We start from the raw sequence: 13,538 nt of genomic DNA on the forward strand, positions 1-13,538 counted from the left end.
CCCGCTCACCCACACCGAGACACACGACACCCGGCCCCACCGCGGCCGCGACCACAGCTGACACCGTGCACGCCGCCCGGCCCCAGGCCCTGCGCGAGCAGCCGCAATCAGCGAGGCATGTCACCCCCGCACCAGGACGACCCGCCCGTCCCCCCCTCCCCCGCTGCACCGGCCGACGGCACCTACCCGCCGCCGACCCGAGTCAGTGACGGTGGCCGCGGTCGTGGCCCCAGGAGACGGCATCGACGAGGCGGCCGCAGTCGTTGCGCGGAGTCGCGGTGTCACCGCTGTTGTTCCACACGTAGGACGGCCTGTCCTGGTGCACGTCCTTGCGGGTGTCCCGGCCGACGCCGGTATGGACGCGGACCGTTGCGCGCGGGGCGAGGGTCACGTGACGGAAGGCAGGTGTGACCGGCGACGCCCCTCAGGGTCCAGCGGTCCAGGTTCACGCTCTGGCGGGTGCTGTTGGTGACGTCGACCCACTCGGCATCCAGCGAGCGGTTCGAGCGGCCGTCCCCTCCCGAAGAGTCGGCTTGCACCTTGCTGATGAACCCCGGCGCGTGGTGCGGGGCAGCCGACTGCTGGGCGGCCGCGGCCCGCAGCTTGACCTGGTTGACGGCCCGCCGGATTCAGATCCCGCAGATTTACGGGCCCCGGGCAACCATCCGCCATCTCCCGCCCCCCGCCCTGCCAAGGCGTTCACCCGAAAGTGAGTAGCAGCCTCAGATCCTGCGGCCGCCCTGGACAGACGCAGCGTAGTCACCGCCCGCCCGGCGTCACCGCCCGCCCGGCCCGGGCCGTGATAGCCGCCTCGCGGAAGGTGCGTCTGTGTCCGGGCAAAGGCCTGGCCCGCCGCTACGGGGGAATGCGGCGGACCAGACAGCCCCACAATGACACGCCTAACCCCTCGCCGGAGTCCGAAACCCGTGATCACCTCGCCACGCCGTCGCCTCGATGCCGCTTCCCTCCCAGCCCGGGCCGTCCCCCTGCCCCGGGGGACCGCGATGCGTGAAGCCCTTACCCCGTCGGCTTGCCCTGAGGGTCCCCGGCCGGACATGGGACGGCTGGACCGGGCCGAGCGCGCCCTGACTCGACGGCATGGCGAGCAGCTGCTCGCCGAGATGCCGAATGGGCGGGAAGCGGCGCGCCGGAGCCCGGCGCGGGCATCAGGTCGACGCCACCCACCCGCCGACCCATCTACGGCACGCCTGCCTGCACGTCAGGGAGTCCGTGGCGGTGGTGCCGCAGGCCGCTGGACCGAGCAGATCGCCGCAGAACTCGCCATAGTCCGCACCAAGGTGGCCCGACGCCTGCCGCCAGGCGGTCACTTCCCGGCCAACCACCTCCTTGATGTGGGGTGGGATCGCTCTGAGCTCACGGACTCTCGTGTCGTGGCGGGTGTCGCCTTGCTCAGTTGTCCGCCACGACGGAGGAACCGCACCGGGTAGGGCAGATAGCTGTCCGCCGTGCCGAAGTACTCGAGCGCGTCCACGCTCACGAGGGCGTCGAAGCTCTCCCGCTCGAACGGCAAGGCGCGCGTTTCCGGTCGCACGGCCCTCACCTGGTCGCCGGCACCCGTCCTCGGCGAAGCCGACTGCCGCGTCCTCGGGAGGCGATCCACCAGTTGGCCGCGACGACCTGGACGCCGTGCTCTTGGGCCAGGAATACCGACGTGACGCCCTTGCCGCAGCCGAGGTCGAGAATCCACAGTCCCGGGTTCGGATCAAGGTTTCGGGCGAGGTCCTCCAGCAGCCACTGACCTGGCCTGCAACGCCACCCGGGTCTGCGACTGGGTGTCCACCACCCCCAAACCCGTGGCCGCTGTCTTGCTCCACGCGAAGGTGTCACGTCCTTTGTCCCGGCGCCCGCGGTGGCGGCGCCGTCGGTGGACAAGCCGTGAGGTCTCGCACTCCTTGTGACAGCACATGGCCGTGGTGGGTCAGCGGCGCCAGCAGCGGTCGCGCACCCGCACTACGGGCGCGCGCTCGCAGACCCAGTGGAAGGTAGACCGCGAGCCGGTACTGCAGGGCGATGTGCTCAGCGATCGGATCGGCCTCACCCGGCCTGGGAATCTCGTTCTCGTCCCTCGTGCAGGGGGCCACCCGGGACACCCGGACGCCGCGCGCGGGATTGTCCGGGATGCGCTTGTCAACGACGGCCACCTCCAGCATGGGGGTGTGAAGGCACCGGAGTCGATCAGGCGTCATGTATGAAGTGCCAGTGCCCGTCCGGCTCGCCGATGGTGCGCCGCTTCTGGAGCCGCCCGGTCTGACCTGCGCCGTCAGGCGGGCTAGTGCTGGAACGTGCGGCGATAGGCCGTGGGTGTGACGCCGACGCAGTCACGGAATCGGGCGCGCATGTTGGCGCCGCTGCCGAGGCCGCACCGGGTGGCGATCTGTTCCACCTGGAGGTCGGTGGTCTCCAGGAGTTCTCGCGCGCGGTTGATGCGGGCGGTCAGGAGCCATTGGTGGGGGCTGACGCCGGTTTCCTGGCGCCATAGGCGGGTCAGGGTGCGCGGGGAGACGCCGGCGTGGTTGGCGAGGCGGGGAATGGTGAGGTCTTCGTCGAGGCGGCGCAGGGTCCATTCACGGGTGTCGGCGAGCGTGGTGGCCTGGGGGTCGGGGAGGCTGCTCATGATGTATTGGGCCTGTCCGCCGTCACGGTGCGGGGCGGCGACGATCTCCCGGGCGATGCCGTTCGCGACGGCCGCGCCGAGGTCTTTGCGGACCATGTGCAGACAGAGGTCGATGCCGGCCGTGACGCCCGCGGAGGTCAGGATCGTGTCGTTGTCGATGTAGAGGACGTTGCGGTCGACGCGCAGCCGGGGGTAGAGCTCTTCGAGGTCGTCCGCGCTGGCCCAGTGCGTGGTGACGGTGCGGTCGTCGAGCAGTCCGGCCGAGGCGACGGCGAAGGCGCCGGTGCAGATGGAGGCGATGCGGATCCCGGCGCGGCCGACGAGCTTGAGGGCGGCTCTCACCCGTGGGTGCGGAGGGCGCCGGAAGTCCTCGAAGCCGGGGACGATGATCGTGTCCGCGTCGGCGAGCGCTTCGAGTCCCGCGGTCAGACCGAGGGTGAAACCGGCGCTGGTGGTCACGGTCTCCTCGGTGTCCCCGCACACGGTGAGCTCGTAGGGGGTGTTCGGACGGGCGTTGAAGATCTGCGTGGGGATCCCCAGATCCATGGGCAGCACGCCGTCCACCGCCAGGACCATGACGCGGTGCTTGTTCATGGCCGCAATATTACGGCCATCGTGTATATCGCCGGGAGGGTCAGTTTGTTGCCCTTGCCTGAGTCAACGGCTGTCTGCGGGGCAAACCAGCTGATCAGGCCGCTTTCTCACGCGACCTGAATGCAATGCCTTGCTCTCGTGTCTTGGCCTGAAAAATGCGTATGTCGGCTGATGAGCCGTGGTCTGGAAGGGGTGTTCCGCAGCAGGATCGAAGAGCGAGCGCGGGGCAACCGGCTCCACACACCAGTGGACCGGTCCGAGAGCCCCGGCCGTGGACGAGGAGCTGACTATGACTTCGCAGGCTGTGGTGGGCCGCTTCTTCGACGTGCAGCGCGGCCAGGTGTACGCCCACGTCCGCGAGGGTGACGGCCCGGCGCTGATCTTCCTGCACTACTGGGGAGGCTCACGGCGCACCTGGATCCCGGTGCTGCAACGTCTGGACCCCGGGCAGGGCTTCGTGGCCTACGACCAGCGCGGATGGGGCGACTCAACGAGCGTGCCGGGACCTTACGGCCTGGAGCAGCTCGCGGACGACGCGCAGCGGGTCGTCGACGCGCTCGGTCACTCCCGCTACGTGATTGTCGGGCACTCGATGGGCGGCAAGGTGGCCCAGATGCTGGCCGCACGCAAGCCCGCGGGATTGACGGGAGTCGTCCTCGTGGCGCCCGCGCCGGCCGCGCCGGCCGAGGTGACCGCGCAGGTGCAGGAGACGGTTTCCCACGCCTACGACAGCGAGCAGGCGGTTCTGCAGAGCATCGACCTGATGCTGACCCACCGCAGACTGACTCCCGAGCTGCGCCGGCAGGTGGTCGAGGACAGTCTGCGCGGGGGCGACCAGGCCCGTCTCGCGTGGCCGCGCCGGGGCCTGGTCCAGGACGTGTCGGCCGGCGTCTCGGCCATCGAGGTGCCGGTGCTGGTTCTCGCGGGCAGCCACGACAAGGTCGACCCGCCGACCGTGCTCGCCGACCGCCTGCTGCCGCTGATCCCGACCGCCACGCTGACCGTCCTGAAGGACACCGGCCACCTCTCCCCCCTTGAGGTGCCCGACCAAGTGGCCACGCACATCGGCGCGTTCGTCGCCCAGCTGTAAGCACAGCACCCCAGGCGCACATCCGCCTTGGGGCGATCGGCTGTTGCTCCACATGTTGTGCGCACGCAACACCCGGCACGCACGAGCACGCTGCCCAGCTACCGCACCCAATCGATCTGCCCCGGACCGGGGCACCCGACGAAAGAACACATCGTGACCACCGACGCACATCTGTCCGTCTTCGAGCAGCTCAGCCTCCCTGACACGACCCTCACCCGGGACACCTACGGCTATGCGGCACAGGCCACGCCATCCTTCGTCTTCCATCACAGCGTGCGTTCCTACGTCTACGCCCGCGCCCATGCCCAGAACCAGGGCCTGCGTGCCGGTACCGACTACGACGACGAGCTGCTGTTCGTCGCTTGCGTCCTGCACGACATCGGACTGAGCGACGAGGGCAACGGCGACCAGCGCTTCGAAGTCGACGGCGTCGACACCGCGGCGGCATTCCTCCGCAAGCACGGGGTCGAGGAACGGCGAATCGCCATCGCATGGGACGCCATCGCCCTGCACACCTCGGACGGCATCGCCCCGCGCAAGGGCACGGAAGTGGCGCTGACCCAGGCGGGCATCGGCACCGACATCCTCGGAGTCCAGCGTGAGAGCCTTCCTCCCGGTCTCGCCGACGAGGTGCACGCCCTGTTGCCGCGTCAGGACCTGGCCTACGCGCTCAGCGACGCCATCATCGCCCAGGCCGAGACCAAGCCCCACAAGGCGTCCCCGCTGACCTTCCCGGGCGACCTGCTGCGCCGCCATCTGCCCTACGGCGCCCATCCCAGCTGGTACGACCTGATCGGCGTGGCCGGCTGGGGCGACAAGCCGGTCGGCGTCACCGCCCGGCGCCGCGCCGAGACGCCGGAGCAGGTGGGCGTCCTGTTCATGGAGTACCTGGAGGCCGGTGACACCGAGGGCCTGCTGTCGCTCTACGAGCCCAACGCCCACTTCGCGCCCACCCCCGGAACCCACCTGGTGGGCAGGGACGCCATCCGCGAGTCGCTGCAGCAGATGATCGACAGGGGCGCCCGCCTCAAGCTTGAACTGCTCGACATCCGCCAGGTCGGCGACATCGCCTTGGTGTCGAACAACGCCACCCTCACGGGTGTCGGACCGGAGCCGCTGATCTCCACCACCACCGAAATCCTTCGACGCCAGCCGAACGGCGGCTGGGTCCATGTCGTGGACGACCCGTTCTTCAGCTGACCGCCCGGGGCGGCGGCCCAGCCACCCCACCCCACGCCTGTCGAGGAGTTACCCGATGGCTCCGACCAAGGTCATTGCCATTCCCGTGCACGGTCGGCACGCCGTCAACGCCTACCTGCTGCTGGGCAGGCAACCGATCATCGTCGACGCCGGAACACCCGGCAGCGGCCACTTGATTCATGACCAGGTCGCCGCCCACGGCGTGAACCCCAGGGACGTCCGCCTGATCGTCGTCACCCATGGACACATCGACCACTTCGGCTCCGCCGCGGAACTGAGCCGGCTCACCGGCGCACCGATTGCCGGTCACATCGCCGACCTCGGTATCTACCAAGCGGGCAGGGTCAGTGTGCCGTATCTGCCCATCGGGCTGTTCGGGCGGCTCTTCGCCCGCACTTCAAGGGTGCGGGCAACCGCCGAGCCGTTCGAACCAGACGTGCTCGTACGTGGCGAGACCCACCTGTCGGACTTCGGGGTCGAGGCCCGCATCATGCCCACTCCGGGCCACACCGCCGGCTCCGTCTCGGTCCTCACCGACGACGGAGACCTGGTGGCCGGAGACCTCGTGGCGACCCCGTTGCTGGGCTTCATCAAGGGGCGGCCCGCCAACCCGCCCTTCCACGACGACCGGCTCGGCAACCTGGCGAGCCTGCGCGAAATGCTGGCCCTCGGTCCCACCAAGCTCCATGTCGGCCACGGCGCACCCCTCGCCCCCGAGCGGGTGGGCCGATGGGCGGTCGCGGAGCAGCGGCGGCTCGACCGCCTGGTGGCCCGGGGACGCCTGCGCGCCAGAGAAGTGGCAGCGGTGTGAGCACGGATACTCGCACCGGACCGCCAAGTCGCGCGGAGCCTGGCGGCGGCGGTTGTTCAAGTGGGCGGCGCCGGCGCGGCCAGGGAGTTCTCAGAGGCTGCCCGGGCGGACCAGGCCGGTCCTCTTGACCCCGGTCAGGATGGGGGTGACCTCGAGGGTGGTGATGTGTTCGAGGGCGCCGATGGTGTCGCTCAGGAAGTGGTAGAGCGCGTTGAGGTCGGCTGTCGCGACGGCTACGAGGAGGTTGGCCGGGCCGGTGGTGGCAGAGGCGAAGCGGACCTGGGGGTGGCGGCTGAGCCGTTGGCCCGTTTCCTCCAGTCCGCCGGGTGCGACGGTGATCCACAGGAGTGCCTCGGCGCGGATGCCCAGCCGGGCGAGGTCGACCTCGGTCGCGAGCCTGAGGAACTGGCCGCCCAGCAGCGCCTCCACCCGGCGGCGGGCGGTGAGGGCGGTGGTGCCGGCGCGGCGGGCGAGGTCGGTGTAGGGGGCTCGTCCGTCCTCGGTCAGCGCGGTGATCAGCTGGTGGTCGACGGGCACGAGGGCGGGCCGGGCGGGTGCCGCGGGCATGTCCTGCCGCAGGCTGGCCAGTTCGGTCTCCATCAGCAGGCCGCAGCTCCAGTCGAAGGCGGCCGGGAAGACCCGTAGCAGGACGTGGGACGTCCAGGACTGGACCGCGGGAGTGGCGGGGAGGTCGCGCAGCAGCAGGTTGTTGCGTGCGTCCGGGCCGTCCAGGAACAGGATGGTGCAGATCTCGTCCCCGCCGCCGAGGACGTCCACCCAGATGGTGTCGGGGCGGCGGCCGAGGGTGGCGGCGATGGCGCTGATCCGGTTGGGCTTGCAGCGGATGCGCAGGGCCAGCGGGATCAGATCGGGGAAGTGCGCGGGGTTGCGCACGGCCGTGGCCCGCAGCGTCCCGTCGCCGAACAGCGGTGCCGCACGGCGCACCACGGTGCGCTCCGAGATGCCCAGAACGCGGCCGACCGTGCGCCACGAGGCGCGCGGAGAGGCCAGCATCGCGGCGGCGATCCGACTGTCCGTGTCACTCAGCTGATGGCGCACTTTCTCCATATCCAAAGATTTTATGTCCTTTTTCATCGAGTACGACGGTCACTTCTGGCTCGGATGCGCCTACTCGCCTAGAACCGTCTCGGAGAAGCCGAGACGAGAGAAAGCAGGTGAGCACGATGGGCGGTATCGAGCACACGGTCGTGGACACGGACCGGGGCAAGGTCAGGGGTATCGCGGAGGGTGAGGCGATCTCCTTCCGGGGAATCCCCTACGTCGCCTCGCCGGTCGGCGGACTGCGGTTCGCGCCGCCGCAGCCGCACGCGGCCTGGACGGATGTACGGGATGCGGCACAGGCCGGGCCGTCTGTGCCGCAGGCGGCCTCCCGGCTGGAGCGGGTGCAGGGGCGGCGCACGCCGGACTGGGACGAGGACGGCTGCCTGACCGTCAACGTCTTCACCCCTCGTCGGGCGCTGGAGGACGACGCGGCCCGCCCGGTCCTGGTCTGGTGGCACGGCGGCGGCTTCACCAGCGGCTCCGGAGGCTGGGACTGGTACGACGGCGGCCGACTCGCCGCCCTGGGCGACATCGTGGTCGTCACCGCCAACTACCGTGTGGGGCCTCTGGGTTACCTCTACCTGCCGGAGATCGGCGCCGCCAACCTCGGCGCCCAGGACCAGGCCGCCGTACTGCGCTGGGTCCAGAACAACATCGCCTCCTTCGGCGGCGACCCGCGCACCGTCACCGTCGGCGGGCAGTCCGCCGGGGCCTACTCCGCCCTGATGCTCGCCCTCGACCCCGCAACGAACGGATCCATCACCCGGGTGCTGCTGCAGAGTGGCCCCTTCGGCCTCAACGCGCAGGATCCGCACCAGGCCGCCGAGAACGCCGCGGTCTATCTGCGCCTGCTGGGCATCCCGGACGGCACGGACCCCGCGAGGGCCCTGCGTGCCCTGCCTGCCGAGCAGCTGCTGGACGCCTACGGCCGGCTCTCCGTCCAACTCGCGGCTCCGGGCAACGTCGCCCCGCCCATGTACCCGGTCCTCGGCGCCCCCGGCATACCCCGCCCCCGGCAGCAGGCACTCACGACCGGCGCCCTTGAGGGTAAGCCGCTGCTCATCGGCACCACCCGCGACGAGGCCACGGCCTTCTTCGCCGTCGACCCCCGTATCCAGCACCTCACCATCGCCGCCGCCCTGGACGTGCTCACTGCCCAGCTCGGCCGGCAGGCCGCCCAGGACGTCTACCAGCAGCACGCCGCCCGCCTCGACGAGCAGGCGACACCCGCGCAGATCTTCACCGCGGCGCAGACCGACGGCCTCTTCCGCGACGGCTCGCTGGAGATCGCCGATCACCACGCGGCCGGCGGCAGCAACACCACCTACGTCTACCAGTTCGACTACGCCCCCGCCGAGGACCCGTACGCCCTGGGTGCCACCCACTGCGCCGAACTGCCTTTCCTCTTCGACGCCTTCGACGCCTACCCCGACAGCCCCGTCCTCGCCGGGGCCGGTGACGCACAGCGCTCCCTGGGCCGCGAATTCGCCACCGCCGTCGCTGAGTTCGTCACCGCCGGCAGGACCCGTGACTGGCTGCCCTACGCCCCCGCGACCGCAGCCCGCATCCGTCACTTCGGCTGAGGGGGAGATCGTCAGGATGCACCTGCTCCGCAAGCCGACCATGCCGCACCGCGGCGAGTTCCTCACCCTGCTGGTCACCACCTGCTCATCGGACCGGCTGTACTCACTGACCGTCTGCGGCCGGTCCGCGAACTGGAACCAGTGGCTGTGCCCGCCCTCCTTCACCCCTGGCATCCATCGCGCTCATCGTCTTCCTCGTGATGCCGAGCAGCGGCAGGCTCTGGCATTCCTTCTGCCCCCACCACGGAGGAGGCGGAGTACCGGCCGCGGATCTTCACGCCCCACAGCGCACTGCCCTTCGCCGGACACCCCGCCCTCGGCTCCGCGCACGCCTGGCCGGAGGCGGGCGGTGAAGCCCGGGACACCGGACGGATCGTGCAGGAGTGCGCCGCGGGCCTGGTCACCGCGCGCCGCCACGAGGACACCCTGGCCTTCGTCGCGCCGCTCCGGGCACGCGAGGGCGCGCGGGAGGAGGCGCATGTGCAGCGGATCGCCGCGGCGTTCGGCGTTCCGCGCGAACGGGTCATGGCCCGCCAGTGGGCGGACAACGGGCCCGGCTGGGCGATGCTCCAGCTGGCAACCGCCCGTGAGGTCCTCGCTCTCGAACCCGATCTGTCCCCCATCCAGGACACGATGGTCGGGGTGATCGGGGCCCACCCTCAGGAATCGGGGCACCCCTTCGAGATACGCACCTTTACCCGCGGTGCCGGGGACCCCGAGAACCCCGCGTGCGGCAGCATGAACGCCGGTGTCGGACGGTGCCTCACCTCCAGCGGCGCCGCGCCCTCCCCTTACCGGGTCTCCCAGGGCACCCGGCTGGGGCATTCCGCCGGCATCGAGATCACCGCTGACCCGGACGGCACAGCGGTGCCACCACCGTCTGCGTCCGCGGCGCCGTCATCGTGCAAAGCCCGAACCCCACCCCCATCCCCTCAGGTTGGGGGCGGGACCCGCGGCAGGTCCGGCCAGGGGGCGCTACGTGGCGTCGAGGGTCTTCATGATGACGAAGCTGTTGACCGTGGCCACCGCGGGCAGAGCGGCAAGCTGGTTGGCGTGGAACTCCTCGTATGCGGGCAGGTCGGCGACCTCGACCTGCAGGAGGTAGTCGAAGTTGCCGGTGATGTGGTGGCAGGCAATCACCTCGGACAGTTTCATCACCTCACCTTCGAAGGCGACGACGTCCGCGCGGGTGTGCCGCATCAGCCGCACCCCGGCGAACACGCGCAGGCCCCGGCCGATCGCAGCCGGGTCGATCACAGCCCGGTAGCCGCGGATGACCTCGGCCTCCTCCAGCTGCCGTACGCGCCGCAGGCACGGCGACGGGGACAGCCCGACCCGCGAGGCGAGCTCGTTGTTGCTGATACGGCCATTGCGTTCGAGTACGGCCAGGATCGACCGGTCCACATCATCCATGACGGCAGAATATTGCCCCGAGACACCGTCTAGCACAATTCAATGCCGACCAACCGCGCAATTTGCTGTCAAAATTGCCGCCAACCGAAGCGTGGCCACGTCGTGACCGCTCATGCTGGATGCAGACATAACGTCGAGTTCCGGAAGGGCTGGCCATGCCGGGCAAGAGCACCGTCACCGTTCACACCGACCGTGAGGTCAACCCCAGCCGCGCGGTGGCACCGCCGATCTACCAGACGGCGGCGTTCTCGGCCGAGGACGCGCCCACGTTCGCCGCGGGCGCCGTCGAGCCGCGAGGGCAGGACTTCTACACCCGCTTCGGCAACCCCAACCACGCCCAGGTCGCCGCCGTCGTCGCGGAACTGGAGGGCACCGAGGCGGCCATGGTCACCGCGTCCGGGATGGCCGCGATCACCACGGCGGTGCTGGCCCTGGTGTGCGCCGGTGACCACGTCATCGGGCAGATGTCCACCTACGGCGGCACCGCCTCGGTGCTGCTGAACCTGCTGCCGCGCCTGGGCGTGTCCACCACGCTGGTCGACCAGAGGGACCCTGAGGCGTTCGAGAAGGCCCTCACTCCCAGGACCCGTCTGATCCTGGTGGAGACCCCGTCCAACCCGCTGTTGCAGATCACGGACTTGCGTGCCGTCGCCGAACTGGCCCGCGCCCACGGTGTGCCGACCCTGGCGGACAACACCTTCGCCACCCCGCTGAACCAGCGGCCCGCGGACTTCGGCATCGACGTGGTCTGGCACAGCGCGACCAAGTACCTCAACGGCCACACCGACGTCTCCGCAGGAGTGCTGGCCGGACCGGCGAAGATCCTGGACCGCATCTGGGACACCAGCCTGCTCACCGGCGCCACCCTCGGCCCGATCGACGCGTGGCTGCTGCTGCGCGGCATACGCACCTTGCCGCTGCGCGTACCGCGCCACAACGCCAACGGCCTCGCCCTCGCTGAAGCCCTGAGCCAGCACCCGGCCGTCAGCCAGGTGCACTACCCCGGACTGGCAACCCATCCCCAGCACAATCTGGCCGTCGACCAGATGGACGGATTCGGCGGAGTCCTCAGCGTCGAATTCGCCGGCGGGTACGAGATGGCCGATGCCTTCCTCGGCAAGCTGCGTTACCCGCGCCGCTCGGCCAGCCTGGGCGGCGTGGAATCCCTCGCCGTGCACCCGGCGTCCATGTGGGCCGGGATGCTCAGCGACGAGCAGATCACCGAAGCCGTTCCGCCGGGCTTGGTCCGGCTGGCGGCCGGCACGGAAGACACCGGTGACCTGGTCGCCGACGCGCTCGCCGCGGCCGACGCCGCCCACGCCCACGCCACGACTGCCTGAACGGCCTGCCCGACGCCGCGGCGCCCAATCCCCTGCAACGTGCTCGTGAACCACCCCGAAAGCAAGGACCCCTCCCATGAAGACTCTGCTGTCCGGCGGCACCGTGGTCAGCATGGACCCGGCCGTCGGTGACCTCGACCGCGGTGACGTCCTCATTGAGAACGGCGTGATCGCCGAAGTGGCCGACCGCATCCACGCGCCGGACGCCGAAGTGATCGACGCCAGCGACCGGATCGTCATGCCCGGCTTCGTGGACAACCACCGCCACAACTGGCAGACCGCCTTCCGCGGCATCGGCGCGGACTGGACCTTCCTCCAGTGGGCAACGGCCATGCACGGCACCGTCAAAGCCCACTACACGCCCGAGGACGTCTACGCAGCCACCCTCCTAGGCCGCTTGGAAGCCCTGCACTCCGGCATCACCACCATGTTGGACTGGTATCACGTCGCCCAGGACCACGAGCACGAGGACGCCGCCATCGCGGCACTGCGCGAAGCGCCCGGGCGGTCGATCTTTTGCCTCGGCGCCGGATGGGCCACCTCCCGCCCTGTCGACGACGACATCCGCCGCGTCCGTGCCGAAGTGGACGGGCACGGCCTGGTCACCATGGCCTTCGGACTGCGCGGAGCAGACGACACCGGCATGGACACCCTCACCAGGGAACTGCAACTGGCCGACGAACTCGGCCTGCGCACAAGCCTGCACACCGGATCCGACGGAACGCAGCGCCCCATCGCCGACATGCACAAGCACGGCCTGCTGCGCGGCACCACCACCTTCGTCCACGGCAACGGAATCAGCGACGGGGAACTGCGCATGCTCGCCGACGCAGGCAGCTCCATCTCCGTGAGCCCCGACGTCGAACTGAAGATGGGCTTCGGCGCGCCGATGACCGGCAGGGCCCTGGCCGCCGGCATGCGACCCACCCTGTCCATCGACGTCGTCCCCTCCGTCGGCGGCGACATGTTCGCCGCGATGCGCGCCGCCTTTGCCGCCGAGCGCGGCCTGGACGGCGGCCTGCGCGCCCGCGACCTGCTCGAGTTCGCCACCATCGACGCCGCCGCCTCCTGCGGTCTCGAAGCCCGCACCGGCAGCATCGCCCCCGGGAAGGAAGCCGACATCATCCTGCTGCGCACCGACGACGTGACCATCTTCCCGGTCACCGAACCGGCCGGCTCCATCGTCAGCGCTGGACACCCCGGCCTCGTCGACACCGTCCTGGTCGCCGGCCGCGTGGTCAAGCGCGACGGCGCCCTGGTCGGCGTGGACGTGCCCGCGCTGCGCACCCGCCTGCTCGAATCACGTGACCGGATCGCCGCAGCCGCGGGTGTCCCGCTGGACGGCACCTGGAACCCCCAGCCGTAGGTGAACCCAGGGCCCGGCCGCGCACACCACGACGCCCAGGCGGCCGGGCCCCGCGCTCGATCCACTGCGCGCCCGACGACGATCACGTCGCTGCCCTCCCCGACCAGGCCCGCTCCCACAGGGGAGGACCGGCTGTCGGGCGTATGGCCGGGCCTGGACGAGCGGCCCGAGATCGTCCTCACCGCCCGCGGCTGGCCGGCCAAGCTCCACCGCGTCGCCGCCGGCTGCGGACTGACCACGGTGCCGGCCACGCTCGCGCCCGTCGCGCCGCCCGGAGTACCTCCAATTATCACCAATGGTGACTATCAAGATTAGTGACCAATCGGAATGTGGCTCAACCCTCACAGGAGTGGAAGATGAGCGAGCGCAACAAGTTCCTGGAGCCGGTCACCCGTGAGAACACCGCCGTGGTGCTGGTCGACCACCAGGTGGGTCTTCTGTCCG

Annotated in this window: 11 protein-coding genes and 2 pseudogenes; 8 read left to right on the forward strand and 5 right to left on the reverse strand. The window is 70.3% G+C overall.

Annotated elements, in window-relative coordinates; translation table 11 throughout:
- Positions 1-202: 202 nt before the first annotated feature.
- The 3 genes from ADK64_RS48830 to ADK64_RS40685 form a co-directional block, all read right to left on the reverse strand.
- Positions 203-391 carry a lamin tail domain-containing protein gene (locus ADK64_RS48830; protein ID WP_053667288.1) on the reverse strand — a complete coding sequence of 63 codons (189 nt, stop codon included), beginning with the start codon at positions 389-391 and terminating at the stop codon, positions 203-205.
- Between the two features lie 933 nt (positions 392-1,324).
- Positions 1,325-1,708 carry a methyltransferase domain-containing protein gene (locus ADK64_RS48835; protein ID WP_324614507.1) on the reverse strand — a complete coding sequence of 128 codons (384 nt, stop codon included), beginning with the start codon at positions 1,706-1,708 and terminating at the stop codon, positions 1,325-1,327.
- 582 nt (positions 1,709-2,290) lie between these two features.
- Entirely contained in the window at positions 2,291-3,229 is a 939-nt protein-coding gene (locus ADK64_RS40685; protein WP_053667290.1) for a GlxA family transcriptional regulator, read from the reverse strand.
- Between the two features lie 289 nt (positions 3,230-3,518).
- Here ADK64_RS40685 and ADK64_RS40690 point away from each other — a divergent pair, with 289 nt between their 5' ends.
- The 3 genes from ADK64_RS40690 (at position 3,519) to ADK64_RS40700 (ending at position 6,330) form a co-directional block, all read left to right on the forward strand.
- Positions 3,519-4,319 carry an alpha/beta fold hydrolase gene (locus ADK64_RS40690; RefSeq protein WP_053667291.1) on the forward strand — a complete coding sequence of 267 codons (801 nt, stop codon included), beginning with the start codon at positions 3,519-3,521 and terminating at the stop codon, positions 4,317-4,319.
- A 153-nt stretch (positions 4,320-4,472) separates the two neighbouring features.
- Positions 4,473-5,519, forward strand: coding sequence for a nuclear transport factor 2 family protein (locus ADK64_RS40695; protein WP_053667292.1), 1,047 nt, complete (start codon positions 4,473-4,475; stop codon positions 5,517-5,519).
- Positions 5,520-5,574: 55 nt separating this feature from the next.
- Positions 5,575-6,330: an MBL fold metallo-hydrolase gene (locus ADK64_RS40700; RefSeq protein WP_053667293.1), complete on the forward strand. Its 756-nt coding sequence runs from the start codon at positions 5,575-5,577 to the stop codon at positions 6,328-6,330.
- A gap of 90 nt (positions 6,331-6,420) precedes the next feature.
- Here the strand turns inward: ADK64_RS40700 and ADK64_RS40705 are convergent, their stop codons facing one another.
- Entirely contained in the window at positions 6,421-7,398 is a 978-nt protein-coding gene (locus ADK64_RS40705; RefSeq protein ID WP_199829850.1) for an Lrp/AsnC family transcriptional regulator, read from the reverse strand.
- 116 nt (positions 7,399-7,514) lie between these two features.
- On the opposite strand from ADK64_RS40705, the gene ADK64_RS40710 reads away from it, so the two are divergent.
- Together ADK64_RS40710 and ADK64_RS44565 are read left to right on the forward strand one after the other, a co-directional pair.
- Positions 7,515-8,975, forward strand: a complete 1,461-nt coding sequence (locus ADK64_RS40710; protein ID WP_053667294.1) for a carboxylesterase/lipase family protein — start codon at positions 7,515-7,517, stop codon at positions 8,973-8,975.
- Positions 8,976-9,200: 225 nt separating this feature from the next.
- Positions 9,201-9,815, forward strand: a pseudogene (locus ADK64_RS44565) (PhzF family phenazine biosynthesis protein); the annotation flags it as partial.
- 135 nt (positions 9,816-9,950) lie between these two features.
- Here ADK64_RS44565 and ADK64_RS40715 read toward each other — a convergent pair.
- Positions 9,951-10,388 (reverse strand): Lrp/AsnC family transcriptional regulator, encoded by a 438-nt coding sequence (locus ADK64_RS40715; protein WP_053667295.1) that lies wholly within the window; start codon positions 10,386-10,388, stop codon positions 9,951-9,953.
- 155 nt (positions 10,389-10,543) lie between these two features.
- Between ADK64_RS40715 and ADK64_RS40720 the strand changes: the two genes are divergently transcribed.
- The 3 genes and pseudogenes from ADK64_RS40720 to ADK64_RS45710 form a co-directional block, all read left to right on the forward strand.
- Entirely contained in the window at positions 10,544-11,728 is a 1,185-nt protein-coding gene (locus tag ADK64_RS40720) for a trans-sulfuration enzyme family protein (protein ID WP_053667296.1), read from the forward strand.
- 76 nt (positions 11,729-11,804) lie between these two features.
- Positions 11,805-13,094, forward strand: coding sequence for an amidohydrolase family protein (locus ADK64_RS40725; RefSeq protein ID WP_053667297.1), 1,290 nt, complete (start codon positions 11,805-11,807; stop codon positions 13,092-13,094).
- A gap of 117 nt (positions 13,095-13,211) precedes the next feature.
- Positions 13,212-13,406 (forward strand): annotated as a pseudogene (locus tag ADK64_RS45710) (LysR family transcriptional regulator); the annotation flags it as partial.
- Between the last annotated feature and the right edge of the window lie 132 nt (positions 13,407-13,538).

It is taken from the genome of Streptomyces sp. MMG1121 (assembly GCF_001280015.1).
Taxonomy (GTDB): Bacteria; Actinomycetota; Actinomycetes; order Streptomycetales; family Streptomycetaceae; genus Streptomyces.